Annotated in this window: 14 protein-coding genes and 1 pseudogene; 4 read left to right on the top strand and 11 right to left on the bottom strand. The window is 40.0% G+C overall.

Annotation, left to right across the window (positions count from 1 at the left end; genetic code table 11):
- Positions 1-157: 157 nt before the first annotated feature.
- Positions 158-871 (bottom strand): hypothetical protein, encoded by a 714-nt coding sequence (locus tag IC572_RS01740; RefSeq protein WP_000725087.1) that lies wholly within the window; start codon positions 869-871, stop codon positions 158-160.
- Between the two features lie 104 nt (positions 872-975).
- On the bottom strand, positions 976-2,436 hold the full coding sequence (gene thrC, locus IC572_RS01735) for a threonine synthase (protein WP_187854859.1): 1,461 nt from the start codon (positions 2,434-2,436) through the stop codon (positions 976-978).
- Positions 2,437-2,636: 200 nt separating this feature from the next.
- On the opposite strand from thrC, the gene tlpA reads away from it, so the two are divergent.
- The 3 genes from tlpA to IC572_RS01720 all read left to right on the top strand — a co-directional run bounded on the left by tlpA (position 2,637) and on the right by IC572_RS01720 (position 6,742).
- The gene (gene tlpA / locus IC572_RS01730) at positions 2,637-4,664 is read left to right on the top strand and encodes a methyl-accepting chemotaxis protein TlpA (protein WP_187854858.1); all 2,028 of its coding nucleotides are present in this window, start codon (positions 2,637-2,639) and stop codon (positions 4,662-4,664) included.
- Positions 4,664-5,770 carry an epoxyqueuosine reductase QueH gene (locus IC572_RS01725; RefSeq protein ID WP_187854857.1) on the top strand — a complete coding sequence of 369 codons (1,107 nt, stop codon included), beginning with the start codon at positions 4,664-4,666 and terminating at the stop codon, positions 5,768-5,770. The genes tlpA and IC572_RS01725 overlap by 1 nt, the downstream gene beginning before the upstream one ends.
- 210 nt (positions 5,771-5,980) lie before the next feature.
- A complete protein-coding gene (locus tag IC572_RS01720) occupies positions 5,981-6,742 on the top strand; it encodes an outer membrane beta-barrel protein (RefSeq protein WP_187854856.1) in 762 nt (253 codons plus the stop codon).
- Here the strand turns inward: IC572_RS01720 and IC572_RS01715 are convergent.
- The 6 genes from IC572_RS01715 to IC572_RS01690 form a co-directional block, all read right to left on the bottom strand.
- Positions 6,725-7,507: a glycosyltransferase family 2 protein gene (locus IC572_RS01715; RefSeq protein WP_187854855.1), complete on the bottom strand. Its 783-nt coding sequence runs from the start codon at positions 7,505-7,507 to the stop codon at positions 6,725-6,727. The two genes, IC572_RS01720 and IC572_RS01715, sit on opposite strands and share 18 nt — an antisense overlap.
- Positions 7,508-7,537: 30 nt before the next feature.
- A complete protein-coding gene (tlpB, locus tag IC572_RS01710) occupies positions 7,538-9,235 on the bottom strand; it encodes a methyl-accepting chemotaxis protein TlpB (RefSeq protein WP_187854854.1) in 1,698 nt (565 codons plus the stop codon).
- A gap of 209 nt (positions 9,236-9,444) precedes the next feature.
- Complete coding sequence (locus IC572_RS01705; protein WP_332246564.1) at positions 9,445-11,121, bottom strand: bifunctional metallophosphatase/5'-nucleotidase; 1,677 nt, start codon at positions 11,119-11,121, stop codon at positions 9,445-9,447.
- Positions 11,122-11,329: 208 nt separating this feature from the next.
- On the bottom strand, positions 11,330-11,788 hold the full coding sequence (locus tag IC572_RS01700) for an S-ribosylhomocysteine lyase (protein ID WP_187854852.1): 459 nt from the start codon (positions 11,786-11,788) through the stop codon (positions 11,330-11,332).
- Positions 11,789-11,825: 37 nt separating this feature from the next.
- Positions 11,826-12,968, bottom strand: a complete 1,143-nt coding sequence (locus IC572_RS01695; RefSeq protein WP_187854851.1) for a cystathionine gamma-synthase — start codon at positions 12,966-12,968, stop codon at positions 11,826-11,828.
- A 20-nt stretch (positions 12,969-12,988) separates the two neighbouring features.
- Positions 12,989-13,906 carry a PLP-dependent cysteine synthase family protein gene (locus IC572_RS01690; RefSeq protein WP_187854850.1) on the bottom strand — a complete coding sequence of 306 codons (918 nt, stop codon included), beginning with the start codon at positions 13,904-13,906 and terminating at the stop codon, positions 12,989-12,991.
- Positions 13,907-14,026: 120 nt separating this feature from the next.
- Between IC572_RS01690 and IC572_RS01685 the strand changes: the two are divergent.
- Positions 14,027-14,588, top strand: a pseudogene (locus IC572_RS01685) (hypothetical protein).
- Positions 14,589-14,847: 259 nt separating this feature from the next.
- Here the strand turns inward: IC572_RS01685 and dnaK are convergent.
- The 3 genes from dnaK to IC572_RS01670 are packed head-to-tail and all read right to left on the bottom strand — an operon-like array spanning position 14,848 to position 18,143.
- Positions 14,848-16,710 carry a molecular chaperone DnaK gene (gene dnaK / locus IC572_RS01680; protein WP_187854849.1) on the bottom strand — a complete coding sequence of 621 codons (1,863 nt, stop codon included), beginning with the start codon at positions 16,708-16,710 and terminating at the stop codon, positions 14,848-14,850.
- A 30-nt stretch (positions 16,711-16,740) separates the two neighbouring features.
- The gene (gene grpE / locus IC572_RS01675; RefSeq protein WP_187854848.1) at positions 16,741-17,313 is read right to left on the bottom strand and encodes a nucleotide exchange factor GrpE; all 573 of its coding nucleotides are present in this window, start codon (positions 17,311-17,313) and stop codon (positions 16,741-16,743) included.
- Positions 17,313-18,143: an HrcA family transcriptional regulator gene (locus IC572_RS01670; RefSeq protein WP_187854847.1), complete on the bottom strand. Its 831-nt coding sequence runs from the start codon at positions 18,141-18,143 to the stop codon at positions 17,313-17,315. The genes grpE and IC572_RS01670 overlap by 1 nt, the downstream gene beginning before the upstream one ends.
- Positions 18,144-18,350 lie beyond the last annotated feature (207 nt).

Raw genomic sequence — 18,350 nt, 5'->3', positions numbered from 1 at the left:
CTTAATGTTTTTGAGTATGGCATGATAAAAAAGCTCAAAGCATTTTTTTAATGTAATGCAAAATAAAAGAGTTTGTTTTAATCAAGCGATGATTTTTTAAATAGAAAAGAAAAGCCTTTGAGTAACCACCCCCAAAGGCTTCTATTAAAGGAGACGATCACATCTTAGAAATATCAATTTTAAAGGTGTGGATTTCATCTTCTAAAAAGACTTTAACCACCACCACGCCCGGGGTTTTAAGGTTTTTGGTATCCACTACCACAAACCCTCCCCTAGCCTTACCTTCAACATTAAGGGTGTTGTTTTTAAGATAATTGATCGCTAGGATTTTTAAAGCCTGGCGGCTTTCTTGCATGACCTCTTGCTCTTCTACATCATCCATCATCATCATGCCAAAGCCCGGCCCATACATGCCCATTCCCCCATACATCATGCCGTTATAAGCTAAAAAACTCCCTTGCCCGTAATAAAACATAGGCGGGGTGATCATATTGATATTATCAATAGGGGCGGTCGGCACGCTGATATTAAAGCTTTGTAAAATGCCCTCAAAATCAAAACTGGATTTCATCACCTGTCTCAGGCTTAAGACCGGTAAATTCGTTTGGTTGATAGACACTGAAATGGCTTTACGGCTAAACACCACAGGATTTCCCTCTATAACTTGCGCCGCTACATACAGCACTAAGGGGGATTCATTCAAACCTTTCAATTTGCTTTGAGCGATTTCTAACTGGACTTTAGACTTGGCTTGCGTGGAGGTCATCACTTGAATCCCATTATTATAGGAAGTAACATGTTCAGGCGTGATCTTATAGCTCGCGCAACCACTTATCAGTAAGGCTATCGCTACTAAAACGATTTTTTTCATTAAAACTCCTTTCATTCAGTTTAGTTTTCGTTTAGAATTTCCTTATTATAGTGTAGTTTGACTTAAAATTTGGCTTTTTGTTAAGGCTAAGGGCTAAAAAGATTTCAATGAATGCTTTCTAGCCACAAAAGGATAGAAGATTTGATCTCATTGAGTTTTAAAACTTCTTGATGCTTGATGCCTCTTTCAAATAAATCATCAAGGCGCTGACTATCTGGGGTATTGTAGCTGTTTTTAAGCGTTTCTAGGGCGGCTTTATCGTTATCGTTTTTCTTTTGCTCATTCAGGGCTAAAAGGGTGGTTCTAGGGAATTTTTCATAAGAAGCGGTGGCAGAAACAAGGGTTTTTTCGTTGGTTTTCAAGCTGGCGTTTAAAGCGGTGGCGGTGTGGGGGTCAATCAGGTATTGGTGCTCTGCATAAACTTCTTGAATGGTTTTCAAACAAGCTTCATCTGAGCAGCTCGCGCAAGAAAAATGCTCCTGTAAAAGGGCCAATTCTTTAGGTTTTAAGGCATAAAATTTCTCTTCTTCTAAAGCTTGCACCAATTCTAGCGTGCGTTCAAACCCAAAAAGGCTAAAAAGCACCCTCTCCACGTTAGAGCTTTTTAAAATATCCATAGCCGGCGAGTAAGTTTGCTTTAAAGAGCGATGGGTTAAATCGTAACGCCCTGTCTCTATAAACTCCCTTAAAACATCATTGCTGTTGGTTACGACCTTGATTTTAGCGATATTCAAGCCCATTTTTTTGGCATAAAACGCCCCTAAAGCGTTCCCAAAATTACCGCTGGGTATGGCTAGGGTGATTTTTTCTTTAGAATTGATCGCGCCTTTTTTATACAATTCTAAAAAGCCCCAAATATGATAGACGATTTGAAAAGCGATGCGCCCAAAATTCACGGAATTAGCCACGCTTAATTTCAATTGGTGCGTTTTTAGGGCTTCGTTAAAATCATCGTCTTTTAAAAGGTTTTTGAGCGCGTTTTGCGCATCATCAAAATCCCCACTCACCCCAAAGACCTTTAAATTGCTAGCGCTTTGGGTAACCATTTGGAGCTTTTGGACTAAGCTTGTGCCGTCTTTGGGGTATAAACACACCACAAAAACATTAGGCATGCCCGCCAAACTTTCTAAAGTCGCAGGGCCGGTATCCCCGCTTGTGGAAACGAGCATCAAATACTTTTCATTTTTCCCTACCGCTAGGTTAGAAAACAAGCTCGCTAAAGGCTGTAACGCCATGTCTTTAAACGCCAAACTAGGCCCATGGTAGAGTTCTTGGACAAAAAGCCTTTCATTGAGCGCAAAAATAGGAGCTGGATTTTTAGGGTTATCAAAATTTTCATAGCGTTTTAAAGCGTCTGTCAATAAACCCTTAGGAATCTCTAAACCCAATCGTTCAAACACGCATTCTACTAGCTCGTTATAGCTCAGATTCAAACAATCTTGCCATTCTAATGTTTCAAAATTTTCTAAAGTGTAAAGCCCGCCTTTGGGGGCGTTGGGGTTTAATATTGCTTCAATAAAATCAATCTTTTTTTCTTTCAAAGAACGCGTGGGGACAAAAGGCATAATGATTCCTTTTTATATTTGGATAATTTCAAGTCGTAGCATACCCTAAAAGAGCGAATGCAACCTTAAATGGTTTTTAATGAGAATGATTGATCGCCTTTTTAATTCAGTTTAATTTTGGATTTATGCTTATAATACTATAATGCGGTTTAAAATTTTGCCGCAAATGGGCAAAAAATTCATCATAGTAAGGTTGTGTTTTGTCTAAAGGTTTGAGTATCGGTAATAAAATCATATTGTGGGTGGCGTTGATTGTGATCGTGTGCGTGAGCATTTTAGGGGTGTCCTTGAACAGCAGGGTGAAAGAGATTTTAAAAGAAAACACCTTGCGTTCTATGCAAGATAGTTTGCATTTTAAGGTTAAGGAAGTGCAAGGGGTTTTGGAAAACACCTATACGAGCATGGGCATTGTCAAAGAAATGCTCCCTAAAGACACCAAAAGAGAAATCAAAATCCACTTGTTAAAAAACTTCATTTTAGCCAATTCGCATGTCGCTGGGGTGAGCATGTTTTTTAAAAACAGAGAAGATTTAAGATTAACGCTTTTAAGGGATAACGATACGATTAAATTAATGGAAAATCCGTCATTAGGGAATAGCCCTTTAGCGCAAAAAGCGATGAAAAATAAAGAAATTTCTAAAAGCTTGCCTTATTATAGGAAAATGCCTAATGGGGCGGAAGTTTATGGGGTTGATATTCTTTTACCTTTATTGAATGAAAACGCTCAAGAGGTTGTAGGGGCTTTGATGGTTTTTATTTCCATTGACAGCTTCAGTAATGAAATCACTAAAAACAGGAGCGATTTATTTTTAATTGGCGTTAAAGGTAAAGTGCTTTTGAGCGCGAATAAGAGTTTGCAAGACAAATCTATCGCCGAAATTTATAAGAGCGTGCCTAAAGCCACCAACGAAGTGCTGGCAATTTTAGAAAACGGCTCTAAAGCGACTTTAGAATACCTGGATCCCTTTAGCCATAAGGAAAATTTTTTAGCCGTTGAAACCTTTAAAATGCTAGGCAAAACAGAAAGTAAAGACAATCTTAATTGGATGATCGCTTTAATCATTGAAAAAGACAAGGTCTATGAGCAAGTAGGCTCGGTGCGTTTTGTGGTGATCATAGCGAGCGCTATCATGGTGTTAGCCTTAATCATAGCGATCACTCTCTTAATGCGAGCGATCGTGAGCAATCGTTTGGAAGTCGTTTCTAGCACCTTGTCTCATTTCTTTAAATTATTGAACAATCAAGCCCATTCCAGCGATATTAAATTGATTGAAGCGAAATCCAATGACGAATTAGGGCGCATGCAAACAGCGATCAATAAAAATATCTTGCAAACCCAAAAAACCATGCAAGAAGACAAGCAAGCCGTCCAAGACACCATTAAAGTGGTTTCAGACGTGAAAGCAGGGAATTTTGCGGTGCGCATCACGGCTGATCCCGCAAGCCCTGATTTGAAAGAATTGAAGGACGCGCTAAACGGGATCATGGATTATTTGCAAGAAAGCGTGGGGACTCACATGCCAAGCATTTTCAAAATCTTTGAAAGCTATTCTGGTTTGGATTTTAGAGGCCGGATCCAAAACGCTTCGGGTAGGGTGGAATTGGTTACTAACGCTTTAGGGCAAGAAATCCAAAAAATGCTAGAAACTTCGTCTAATTTTGCCAAAGATCTAGCGAACGATAGCGCGAATTTAAAAGAATGCGTGCAGAATTTAGAAAAGGCTTCCAATTCCCAACACAAAAGCCTGATGGAAACTTCCAAAACGATAGAAAATATCACCACTTCCATTCAAGGCGTGAGCTCTCAAAGTGAAGCCATGATTGAGCAAGGGCAAGACATTAAAAGCATTGTAGAAATCATTAGAGATATTGCCGATCAAACGAATCTATTAGCCCTAAACGCTGCTATTGAAGCCGCAAGGGCCGGCGAGCATGGCAGAGGCTTTGCGGTGGTGGCTGATGAAGTGAGAAAGCTCGCTGAAAGGACGCAAAAATCGCTCAGCGAAATTGAAGCCAATATCAATATTTTAGTTCAAAGCATTTCAGACACGAGCGAGAGCATTAAAAACCAGGTTAAAGAAGTAGAAGAAATCAACGCTTCTATTGAAGCCTTAAGATCAGTTATTGAGGGCAATCTAAAAATCGCTAGCGATTCTTTAGAAATCAGTCAAGAAATTGACAAAGTCTCTAACGATATTTTAGAAGACGTGAATAAAAAGCAGTTTTAATGCTCATTCATATTTGTTGCTCAGTGGATAATCTCTATTTTTTAAAAAAGGCTAAAGAGGCTTTTGCGGGTGAAAAAATCATAGGGTTTTTTTATAACCCCAATATCCACCCTTATAGCGAATACTTGTTGCGTTTAGAAGACGTGAAACGCACTTGCGAGATGCTAGGAATTGAATTGCTTGAAGGCGATTATGAATTAGAAAAATTTTTAGATAAAGCTAAGGGTAAGGAATTGTTAGGGGAAAAAAGCGAGCGCTGTTTTGAGTGCTTTGACTTACGCTTAGAAGCGAGCGCGTTGAAAGCCTTTGAATTAGGGGAAGAAAAATTCACCACCACCTTACTCACAAGCCCTAAAAAAGACCCTAACCAACTTATCGCTAAGGGACAACACATCGCGCAAAGGCACAATTTGGAATTTGTTGTGTTTAGAAACGATAATTTTGAACATTTTAAGAGCGAGTTGGATTTAAATTTGCAAGCTTTAGCGAGAGAAAACGAGCTTTATCGGCAAAATTATTGCGGATGCCAATTCGCTTTAAAAATCCAAAAAGAATCCCAAAACAGAAGCCCCTTTGAGCTTTACTCGCCTTTAAAACGCCAGATTTTACCCGCAAGTATTGAAGAAAGAACGCAAGTTTTTAGAACATTAGAAGCAACTAAAAAGGACGCTAATAAGCCTTTTTTAGCCCAAAAAACGATCGCAACTTACCGCTTATTAAATGGGGGCGTGTGGCTTTCTAAAAATTCAAACCCCTTGAATTGCTGCATTCTAGCACGCTCTAAAAGTAAGGCTAAAGTTAGGATCAACGATCTAAGGTGGGTTTTTTCTCAGCGTTTGAGCGCGCTAGTGGGTTATAGCCAAAGAGATGAAACCTTGTTTTTAACTTTAGAAGGCCTTAATACTCTTATGGCAAAAAACTACGATAACTTAAAAGAGTTAAACCTTAACCCCTTAAATTATGAAGAAGAGTTGTCTTTAAGGGCGTTAGTGAGCGGGAGCGAGAGTATTAACCCTATTATCGTGCTAGAAGAACGCACAGAAAAGACCCTTTTTGTAGAAATTAAAAGCGTTTTTCAAGAAGAAAAGGTGTTTTATTTGCTGTAAGCTAAATTTTAATTAGGCGATAAATTCTTGCAATGAAAAATGATTAAAGTTGGCTTTAGTTATCCATGCTTGATGGGAACAAAACCTCAATAAATTGTATTTTAAAATATAGCGTTGTGTGTGAGTAGGGGTTATAGTAAAAACATGCAAGTAATTTAAAGTTAATTTAAGATAATTAGGCACAATACATTAAAAAAATTAAGGTTGTATTTGAAAACTCTGTTTGTTGTTTATCTCTTTTTATCGTTGAACCCACTCTTTTTAGAAGCTAATGAAATCACTTGGTCTAAATTCTTGGAAAACTTTAAAAACAAGAATGATGACGACAAACCTAGACCCCTAATTGTTGATAAAAACAATGAAAAACAGAAAACCCTAGACAAAAACCAGCAAATTTTAAAAAGGGCTTTAGAAAAAAGCCTTAAATTCTTTTTCATTTTTGGATACAACTATTCGCAAGCCACTTTTTCAACTTCTAATCAAAGCTTGACTTTTGTAGCCAATAGCATAGGGTTTAACACCGCTACCGGTTTAGAGCATTTTTTAAGAAACCACCCTAAAGTCGGTTTTAGAATCTTTAGCGTCTATAATTATTTCCATTCCGTTTCCCTCTCTCAGCCTCAAACCTTAATGGTGCAAAATTATGGGGGTGCGTTAGATTTTTCTTGGATTTTTGTAGATAAAAATATTTATCGTTTTAGGAGTTATTTGGGTATCGCTTTAGAACAAGGGGTGTTGTTAGTGGATACGATTAAACCAGGTGCTATCACAACGATTATCCCAAGAACCAAAAAAACCTTTTTCCAAGCCCCTTTTCGTTTTGGTTTTATCGTGGATTTTATCGGCTATTTGTCCCTGCAATTAGGGATTGAAATACCCTTAGTGAGGAATGTTTTTTACACCTACAACAACCATCAAGAAAGATTCAAACCACGATTTAACGCTAATCTTTCTTTAATCGTTTCGTTTTAATCCCCCTTTAGATCCCCTTTTAAATAAGCCCATGATTTTCCTAGGGTATTTTAAAAGCATGGAAAAAACATTCGCTTGAATGCCGTTTTCTTGGCATGCTCTTATGTTTTCTTTATTCCTTAATAAAAGGCTTTTAAACCCGCTCGTGCTAACCCCACCGGTGCGCATCACCACTAACACTTCTTTCAAATAAGAAAAGCTTATTTTTTGCACCACAAACAAGCGGATGATCATCTCAAAATCCGCTGAAATCTTATAATCGGTTTTGTATAAGCCGTAGCGTTCATAAATGGCTTTTTTGACAAAAAGCGTAGGGTGGGCTGGCACCACGCCATAAAGCAAGGTTTTAGGGTTAAACTCCCCGCTTTCATAATAACGCACCACTTTTTCTAAACGATCCGGTTTGACAAACACCAGATCCGCATACACGCTATCGCAATTTTTGTTTTCAAACTCATGCACCACTTTTTCTATTACAAACTCATCTTTGTAAAAATCATCGCTATTCAATAAAGCGATAATATCCCCACTAGAGCGCTTTATGCCCTTATTCATAGCGTCATAAATGCCCTTATCTTTTTCACTCACCACGCAAGCGATTCTATCTTTATATTTTTGAATGATTTCTAAAGTGCTATCTGCGCTAGCCCCATCTATAATGATGTATTCAATGTTTTTATAAGTTTGATGAAGCACGGAAAGAATGGTGTCTTCAATGGTTTTTTCGCTATTAAAACACGCCGTGATCACAGAAACTTTTAACAATCCAACCCTTTTTTGATAAACTCCCCCTAATTAAGTTTTAAACAAATTCACTTGTTTGTCTAAATTCATGGTCGTTCCACTCACATGCGTAGCGATATTTAAAATATCTGAAGAATCCGCTAAAGTTTTAGAAGCCACTTTTTCCACTCCTGCAAAATCGCTTACCATAGCTTCAATTTGGCGTCCGGATTTAGCGTAATCGTCCATGCTTTGATTGCTGTCTTGCACGACTGAGCTTAAATTAGAACTCATTTTTTCGTAAGTTTCTTGCACGCTTTTACTCATATCGCTCAAGCGCTCCATTTTTTGCGAATTGAGATTCATTTGCGAACTCACATCATTGATTTCTTGGACAATCACCATGATAGTGGAATTGATTTCGGCTAAAGACTTTTGAGTGCGCCCGGCTAAATTCCTAACTTCATCAGCCACCACCGCAAAGCCTCTGCCATGCTCGCCAGCCCTTGCGGCTTCAATAGCAGCGTTTAGGGCTAAAAGATTGGTTTGATCGGCAATATCATTGATAATATCCAAAATGGATTTGACATCATCAGCGTTACGGCTTAGCTGCTCCACTTTGCTAGAGAGTTCTTCTTCAGTGTGCGCGCTCTCTATGATTTGAGAAAATAAATCCCCAATCGCATCCTTGCTCTCTTTGACAAGCCCTTGCGTTTCAATCAAGCGCTTCCTTAACCCTTGAGATTGCTCTATGGAAGCATTCATCATACTCGCTACATCCGTGGCTTTGTTTTTTACGGAATTTAGGGTGGTTGAGGAATCTTTCATGCTCTTTTGGGTTTCTTGTGCGATTTGGACTAATTTATCCATTGAAGTTTTATTGGAAGTGGAAATCCCTTTAATCTCTTCCATAATCAAGCGGGCGTTTTCCACAAACAAATTGACCCCACGGCCCACTTGCGAGATTTCATCGTTGCGATCACCTAGATCAATTTTGGCCCTCAAATCCTTATCCCCATGGCTAAAAGCGTTGATTTTAAGGACCAGTTCATCAATGCGTTTCACGATCCTCAATTTAGCGTATATGAGCGTCAAAACCACTAACGCTATCGTCGCTGTCAGTATCCAAAGGAATAATTTTGCGGTGTTTTCATTAAAAACCTTATTCACGCCTTCTTTAATCGCTTGATTTTCGGTGTTAATGTCAGTGTAATAAGAAGTCGCTGCGATCACCATTTGAGACACCTCATCATAATGCGAGTAGGCGAATTTTTTCTCCGGCACGCCTCCATCGTATTTAGGCATTTTATAATAAGTGTAGCCTCCCCCTTTTTTAGCCGCTTCCAAATACCCCCTAACATAATACACCCCATCAACGCTCTGAGCGTCAAGCCCTGATTGGCCTACGGTTTTAGGATTGACTGGATCAAACAGCACTACCCCGTTTTTATCCACCACCACCATATAAATCATGCCCTTATCGTCGTTGATGCGTTTGAAATAATCCAGTGCCATTTTTCTTGCAGTAGCATTGTCAAAATTTTTGTAATACTCATGAATGCCCTGTTCAAGAATTTTTGTCATGTAAGCGAGCGTTTTTTCACGCTTTTTGTATTGCCCGGTTTCTAAATGCTCCATGAGTTGCGCTAACACATCTTTTTGTATAACCTTTACAAAACCAATAAAAAGCCCCCCTAAACCTAAAAGAGCGGCTAGCACGACAAACATAATACGAGTCCCTAGCGAAGCAAATACTGAAGCAAACATCATTTATCTCCTATCAATCATTTTTAAGTCAAACCCTAATTTTAGAGTTCAGCTTCTAAATGCACCCCCCCCCGAAAAATGAGTGGCGCAAAACAAGATTAAAAATCCGGTTGTTTGAAAACCGCTAACAAAGTGAAAAGCCAACAATCTAGGATTATAGAACATTCCTTTTTAAGTTAGGCTTAAAGAATAAATAATAAAAATAAAAAATCTTATTCAACTTCACTTTCCTTAATGGATTTGACATTCAAAGTCCTCCCGTCTTTTGAAGTGGGGATTTTGATGCTCCCCTCTTTTAATTTTTCTGCCAATCTTTCCAACAACGGGTTTTTAAAATCGTAGTTGATGATTTCCCAGTTATGTTCCAGTTCAGGGGTTACCTTCCCACCTTTTTCTTCTGTGATGTATTTGACGATCAAATCCCGTATTTGCCCGTTATCTTGCAGTTCATCGTAAGAATCATAATACCTATCAGCGTCTGTAACCAATTTTAAAGTCGTGGATAATGTCCCGAATCGGTAATTGTTGATCGCTAATTTATAGATTGCTTTGGGGTCAATGGGTTTGTTGTTGATTGTGGGATTAATGATTCTTTGTCCGGCGGGTTTGGTAACATCAACCTGGTATTTCACGCCAGAAAACATATCAAAGTTATAGCCGCGAATGTTTTCATTAAAACTGATCGTCAAATCCCCCGGTTGCAACTGGTTGTAAAATTTATATGACCATTCCATGTATTTCAACAGGTTTTCACCCGTTATACGCACTCCAATGAGCGTATTAGCGAACTTGTAAATATAAGCGACATCTTTTCTTTTGAAAGGCCCTTTTTTCAAATTCGCCCCAAAATTGAATAAAGCTGCCGCTGAAACATCGGCTTTGGCGTAATATTTTTGCACTTTATTGATCAATTCTATCACCGGTGTTTCTTGCAAGGCGGCGGTGGGCATCGTGGTGATTTTTTCTTCCCCTGTGATAAAATCAGGCCTGTCAATAAAGGTTTTTGTCACTTCGCCGACCACTTCATTAGCGTATTCTTTTGATTTTTTATCCACATATTCATATTTTTTCGCCAATTCTTCGTCTTCTGGCGCATCTTTTGTGGGTAAATTTTCAGTCGTTACGATTTTTTTCTTCGTATTAGTGTCAAACACCACCACGCCTTTTGCCAGATAAGCCCCATACGCTCCAGGCTCAATGGTATGCACCTTTCCTATTTTAGTGTTATAAACCGCATGCTCATGCCCTGCAAAAATGATGTCAAATTGCGGGAATTTTTTCGCTAGATCCGGTATCCCATCGCCACCTTTCTCATCTTCTCGCCCCAAATGAAAAGTGCCAATCAAAATATCATACTTCCCTTTTAACTCTTTCAAGGTCTTTTTTAACGCTTCTTCAGCGTCCAAAAATTTCAATCCTGCAAAATGTTCAGGCGTAGAAGCCTCCCAAGTTGGGACATGCGGCACCAAAAACCCCACAACCGCCACCCTCACGCCATCAATTTTTTTAATCATATAAGGCTTCACAAACGGCTTATTGTCCGCAATTTTGATAATATTCGCATTCACGACACCGCCATTAAACCCCTTAATGTTTTTCTCTAAAAAATCTTTGCTGAAATTAAACTCGTGATTCCCAAGCACACGAACATCAAATTTCAAATCGTTTTCGGCTCGAACTAATGGGTGGATAGGCTCATTATTAAACAACTCCGCGCTATTGCCTTGCAACAAATCCCCGCTGTCAATCAAAACCACATTTTTATTCTCAGCCCTTTGCTTTTTGATTAAAGTCGCAATCCTTGTCAAACCGTTATTGGGTTTTTGCTCGCCAATCGCATAATCATACGAAAAAAGCCGCCCATGAATGTCTGAAGTTTCCAAAAACACGATTTTGACTTCTTTTGCAGATATTGAAAGCGCCAGCGTGAAAAATACGGCTAAAATTAATTTTTTCATTGAAATCCTTCCATAAAAAAATCTTCATAACACTATTTTTACATGAAACTAACGCTGATGTGATGGTTTTTACTAGAATTTAACGCCTATGGGTAAGATTGGTAAGGGGACAGGGGAGTAAAATCATTCCCCCCATTCATCAAACCCCCACTTCAGACCACTCAGCGCGTTTGTCTAAAAAAGCGCGCGCTAAATTCTTGGCACCCTCTAAAGTGTGGTTAGCCGCCCAACCGCATTGCTTTTCATTGCTGGCAGGCACTTCTTTAGCCTTTAACACATCTTGCATCGTCTTTTCTAAAACCTCTAAAATCTCTGTGTAATTGTCATGGTTTAACACCGTGAGATAAAATCCCGTTTGGCAACCCATAGGCGACCAATCCACGACATAATTGGCATGGTTGCGGATAATTTCAGCGACTAAATGCTCTAAAGAGTGTAGGCTTGGCATGTCCATGTGATCTTGGTTGGGCTGCTTAAAGCGCACATCGTATTTGACAATCACATCCCCATTAGCACCTTTTTTGCGATCAGCGATGCGCACATAAGGGGCTTTGACTTTGGTGTGATCCAAATTGAAACTCTCTACATTCATTTTCATGTTTTTAACTCCTTCATTCATAAATTGTAATGAAACTTTAGCCTATTTTAGCGAATGCTTGCTCTAAATCTTCTAACAAATCCTGTTCATGCTCAATCCCCACAGACAAGCGCACCAAGCCATCTCTAATCCCGGCAGCTTCTCGTTGTTCTTTAGGGATACACGCATGGGTCATAAACGCCGGAACCCCCACCAAACTTTCCACCCCGCCCAAACTCTCGCCTAAAATGAATAGTTTAAGGCTTTCTACAAAAGCAACCGCTTCGCTGTCATTTTTAAGAGTGAAAGAGAGCATCCCGCTAAAGCCACGCATCTGTTTTTTGGCTAGCTCGTAATTAGGGTGAGTGGGAAGGCCCGGGTAATAAACCCTTTCTACTTTAGGGTGTTTTTCTAAAAATTCAGCCACGCAAAGAGCGTTTTTTTGATGGGCCTCCATGCGTAATGCTAGCGTTTTAATCCCTCTTTGCAACAGCCAGCTGTCTTGAGGGCCTAAAACCCCACCGATAGCGTTTTGGAAAAAAGCGATCTCTTGGGCTAGTACTTCATTATTGGTGGTTACAAGCCCAGCAACCACATCGCTATGCCCGCCTAAGTATTTTGTGCCGCTATGCACCACAATGTCCGCCCCTAAAAGAAGCGGGTTTTGGCAATAGGGGGTGGCAAAAGTGTTATCCACGATAGTGAGCAAATTATGATCTTTAGCGACACTAGCGCATTGCTTTAAATCGGTGATTTTAAGCAAGGGGTTACTAGGGGTTTCTAAATAAAGGGCTTTGGTGTTTTGCTTGATAGCCTTTTTGATTTGGGATATATCGCTAGTGTCTATAATGGTGCAAGAAAGCCCGTTTTTGACAAGCACTTTATTAAACAAGCGGAAAGTCCCCCCATAAACATCATCGCCCAATAACACATGATCGCCTGATTGCAAGAGAGAAAAAACGGCGTGGATCCCGGCTAAACCAGAGGCAAAAGCAAACCCCTTGACCCCCCCTTCTAAATCGGCGATGAGTTCTTCTAAAGCAAAGCGCGTGGGGTTGCCTGAGCGAGAATATTCATAGCCCTTGTGGCGGCCTATGGCGTCTTGGCGGTAGGTGGAAGTTTGATAAATAGGCACGCTCACCGCCCCCGTTGTCGCGTCCTCACTAATACCCCCATGGATTAATTTGGTTTGCATGCGCATGGTTTTTCCTTTTGATGAATTTATAAATAAATACCTTTAGAAAGATAACGATCGGCCATGTCCGGGAAAATAGTTAAAACCTGGCTGCCTTCAGGGAGGCGTTGCACCTCTTTTAAGGCTGCTGCAAAAGCTGCCCCACTAGAGCTCCCCACTAATAAGCCGTTTTTCTTAGCTAATTTCCTAGTATAGCTAAAACCCTCTTCATCTGAGATCGTTTCAAAACGATCAATATCCAAGTTTGCAAAAAAAGGAGGGATAAACTCCACGCCAATGCCCTCAATCTCATGAGGTCCAGGCTCTCCCCCATTCAAAATAGAACCCTCCGGCTCCACGCCAATCAAGCGAATGTTAGGGATGCGTTCTTTCAAATACTTAGCCATGCCCGCAAAAGTGCCTCCGCTCCCTATCCCGGCTACAAAGCTCGTAAGGTTTGTGCCTAATTTTTGGACGATCTCAGGAGCTAGGGTGTGGTAGTAGGCTGCGGGATTATCAGGGTTTTCAAATTGCAAGGGCAAATAGCTATCAGGGATACTTTCGGCTAATTCTTTACTCTTTTTAATGGCGCCAGAAATCCCCTCGCTAGTAGGCGTGTTGATTACTGTAGCCCCCAAAGCTCTCATGATTTGTTGTTTTTCTACGCTGAATTTTTCCGGGACAACAAAGATGGTTTTGAGATGGTGCTTGATTGCCACTAAAGCTAGAGCGATGCCGGTATTGCCTGCGGTAGGCTCAATGATGGTCGTTGTGGAAGTGATTTTGTGCGTTCTAAACGCTGATTCTATAAGGTATTGGCCTAAGCGGTCTTTAACACTCCCTCCCGGGTTTAGATGCTCTAGTTTGGCGTAAATGACGGACTTTAATGGAATGGGGTAATCCTTTCTGGTGAATTTAAAAATGGGGGTGCGGCCTATGGCGTCTTGCATTGCGGTAAGGATCATGATTCCTCCTAATAATAAAAATAAAAATAACTCAATTCCAGCGATTATGCCTAAACTCATTAAATGGAGTAAAATTTGGGATAAAATTTGAGCTTATTAAGATCGATCAAGGAGCTTTCAATGGAAACGATAGAATGGAATGAAGAGCAAAGAAAAGCGTTCCAAGACTTGTTAAGAGAGTTTGTAGCGTCAATTGACGCCAAAGCACAAGAAAGGAGACAAACAGGCAAAACCCCAAAGATACCAAAGAGAGCTGAACAAGTTTTTAGCGCCATGGGGTTATGCGTGCAAAATCAGTCCTGGCAGCCATGGGCGTTTATCCCATGAGCCATCCATCGCCTTTTGCCGTCAGGATATTTTAGGGGAAGGGTTTGTCAATGGTGAGAAACCAACCCCCAAAAAAGGTTTTTATATTTGGCTTAGTTACTATTGGCGCAACGATTTAGAAAAAATTGATCTTTGCATAGGTCGATCCATAGAGCAAGATGGGGAAAAAGAGTGTCAAAAATGCCAAGCGTATCATAAGATCGTTAAACCTAATGGAGACGAATATCAAGAGAGCTATGACGATTTAGAATCCGATCTTGAAAACATTACCGACTATTTTTTACGCCTTGTTAATGAATTCAATCAAATCCCTACTGCGTATTTTGAATTAGAGCCATCTAGCGCAAGCCATTAAGAAATAACTTGATGAAACAACCCCATACCAAAAAGAACTCCCTCATAAGGGATTTTCCTAAAATCCCACCAACGCTTTTTAAACTAAGTCTTGAAAAGCTATCGTTTGGTTAAAATCAAGCTCTTTGATGTTTGGATTAAAAAACGCTTTGAGTGTCTTTAGATTTTGTAATCGGTATCCCATTGATGCATAATGAAAAAGCAAGTGGGTTTTGATTAAAACCGCTCGCTTGAAAGAAGTTTTTCAATGCGCCTAAATTTTACTCCACTTCCGCATCAATCACATCATCGTCTTTTTTCTTGGGCTGCTCGGCGTTGTTTTTATTCGCCATGGCTTCGCCTAATTTTTGAGCCGCTTGCGCTAACGCTTTGGTTTTGTCTTCAAGCTCCGCTTTAGTGGCGTTGTCGTTTTTGATGCAATCTTTAAGGGCGTTAATGGCGTTTTGGATCTCATTAGCGTCGTTTTCGTTCAAATTCGCCTTATGTTCATCAAGGCTCTTTTGGGTTTGGTGCGCCAAACTATCAGCATGGTTTCTCGCTTCAATCACTTCTTTTTTCCTGGCGTCTTCTTCTTTGTGCAATTCAGCGTCTTTAACCATTTTTTCAATCTCGCTATCAGACAACCCGCTAGAGCCAGAAATTTTAATCTCTTGGCTTTTGCCGGTATTTTTATCTTGCGCTGACACGGTTAAAATCCCATTAGCGTCAATATCAAAGGTTACTTCAATTTGCGGCACGCCTCTTGGAGCTGGCGCGATGCCTTGCAAATCAAATTTACCCAAAGATTTATTATCCCTTGCCAATTCCCTTTCGCCTTGTAAAACCATGATAGACACAGCGGGCTGGTTGTCTTCAGCGGTTGAGAACACTTGAGATTTTTTCGCAGGAATAGTCGTGCCTCTATCAATCACTTTAGTCATCACGCCCCCTAAAGTTTCAATCCCAAGGCTTAAAGGCGTAACGTCTAATAAAAGCACATCTTTCACATCGCCTTTTAACACGCCCCCTTGAATGCTCGCTCCCACCGCTACGACTTCATCAGGATTGACGCTTTTATTTAACTCTTTATTAATAAACGCTTTCACCCTTTCTTGGACTTTAGGGATACGAGTGGAGCCGCCCACCATCACCACTTCTGAAATCTCATTTTTGGTTAGCCCCGCATCTTTGATCACGCTTTCAATCTTAGAAATCGTTTCTTCCATGAGATCTTCTGTCAAGCTTTCAAATTTAGCCCTAGTGAGTTTTTTAACCAAGTGTTTAGGCCCGGTAGCGTCCGCTGTGATAAAGGGCAAATTGATTTCAGTCTCCATCGCAGAGCTCAGTTCTTTTTTAGCGTTTTCAGCCGCTTCTTTCAGGCGTTGCAACGCCATCACATCGTTTTTAATTTCAATGCCCGTTTCGCTTTTAAACTCAGCCGCTAAGAAATCAATCACACGATTGTCAAAATCATCGCCCCCTAAAAACGCATCGCCCCCTGTGGCTAAAACTTCCACGACATTATCGCCTGTTTCTAACACGGTAACATCAAAAGTCCCCCCACCCAAATCATAAACCATGATTTTTTCGCTCTCTTTTTTATCCAAGCCGTAAGCTAACGCCGCACTGGTAGGCTCATTGATGATCCTTAAAACATTAAGCCCTGCAATCGTGCCAGCTTCTTTAGTCGCTTTTCGTTGGCTGTCGTTAAAATAAGCTGGAACCGTGATCACCGCTTCAGTAACGCTCTCGCCCAAATAACTTTCAGCGTCTTCTTTGAGCTTCATTAAAATTTTGGCTGAAATCTCTTGAGGGGTATAAATTTTACCCGAAATCTCAATCGCGCAAGCCCCATTCCTATCCACAATTTTATAAGGCAAGCGTTTTTCAGCTTCTTTAGCCTTATCTTCATTAAACATCAAACCCATGACTCTTTTAATAGAATAAATGGTTTTTTCTGGGTTGGTTACCGCTTGTCTTTTGGCGCTCTCGCCCACTAAAATCTCGCCCTTATCCGTAAAGGCTACAATAGAAGGAGTGGTGTTTTTACCCTCTTTATTCGCAATAATCTTTGCTTCATTGCCTTCATAAACCGCCATTGCGGAGTTGGTTGTCCCTAAATCAATTCCAATAACTTTTCCCATGCGTTATCCTTTCTTATTAAAATAAATGTTTTAATCGTTTTTAGCAATGCTCACCATTGCCGGCCTCAAAACCCTACCCTTATACTTATAGCCCTGTTGCAAAACTTGCACGATTTTCCCGTTTTCTTTTTCTTCGCTTTTGACTTGCATGATCGCATTGTGGAAATTGGGATCGAATTCTTCTAAGCATTCAATCCCCTCAATGCCATGCCTTGCCAAAACTTCATGCAACTTTTCCATCGTAAGCTCCAAGCCTTTGGTTAAAGCGCTCTCTTTATTTTCTTCTGCAGCGCTCTTATGAGCCCCAAGAAGCGCATCAATCACCGGCAATAGATCCAATGCGATTTTTTCATACGCATACTCTAACGCCATGCTCTTGTCTCTTTCTAAGCGCTTTTTCACGTTTTCAAAATCCGCATGCACTCTCAAGTATTTTTCGTGCATTTCTTTATATTTAAGCTCAAAATCTTCCTTGATCTCGCCTTCTTTTTCGTGTGCTTCTTGCATTTCTTCACCTTGTTGTTCTTTGCAAGCGCAAGCCTTTTGATAAGATTCTGGCTCTTTTGGGCTTAAATCGTGTTCTTGGTTGTGTTCATCTTTCATTATTCCTCCTTAGAAATCGTTTGAAAAAACCCTTCATAATCGCATTCCAATTTCCCCACGCAAAGTAGTTGCATTCGTTTGTTTTGAAATTCTATGGGGCGTATTACCAGCATGCAATCAGGCTCTATAAAATGCAACCCTTTTTTGAAACGCTCCAAAACCTTACCCTCTAAAATGTCAAAAAATAAAGGGCTGTTTAAAAGCGTTTTTAACCCCATCAGATTAAAGCGTGTGATTTGTGTGTTGGAATACTCCAAACGCTCTAATTGCTTGGCTAAACTCAACGCATTGACAGAAGCAGCGATTAAGCGCACTTCTTTAACGCTCCTGCCCACAAGCTCTAATAAAAACTTCTCCATTTTAACGCTGTAACTCAGCGCGCAAGAAAACGCCAAAAAATCCAAAATCAAAAAGCGTTTTTCGCACTCAATGACTCTTTCTAAACGCTCCAAACTGGGTTTTTTTAACAGCGTAAAAAGCCCAAAATTTTCACTCGCGCTTTTTAAGCGTTTTTCATTCACCTTTAAAACTTCAAAGTGCAACGACTTGTGCCAATAGTTTTCAAACGCCTTAAAAGTAGGCAATCTAGCGCCGCTAGAATGGGCTTGATGGAGCATGCCTTCTTTAGAAAGGATTTGAAAATAATTCCTGATCGTCGCACAAGATATTTTCAAGTTTGCCAACTCTTTCAAGCGTTTAGAGCTAATGGGTTCTAAAATCTGCAGATAGGTTTTAACAAACGCATCTAACAAACTCTCTTTTTTATTCAAATCAGAACCTACTTTAATTCTTCTTAACATCATTATTTGAAAAATCTCGTCAATCACCATTCTTGATGAAAGAACTCTCGCATTATAGCGCAAAAAGTTAATAATCTATCACTTGTTTTGAAAAAGTGATAAAAATTACCTGATTTTTCTTTAAAGTTTAGTCTGTATCACTAAATTTATTTACTAGAATTAAATTAGGATTTTTTATAGAATTAATTTAATTTAGATCTATTGGGCAACTAATACCTTTTGTTAAAAAAACTTGTT

The organism is Helicobacter pylori (genome assembly GCF_014496485.1).
GTDB lineage: Bacteria > Campylobacterota > Campylobacteria > Campylobacterales > Helicobacteraceae > Helicobacter > Helicobacter pylori_DD.
Note: the sequence above shows the minus strand (reverse complement) of the source record. Positions and strands in the feature narration are given on the sequence as shown.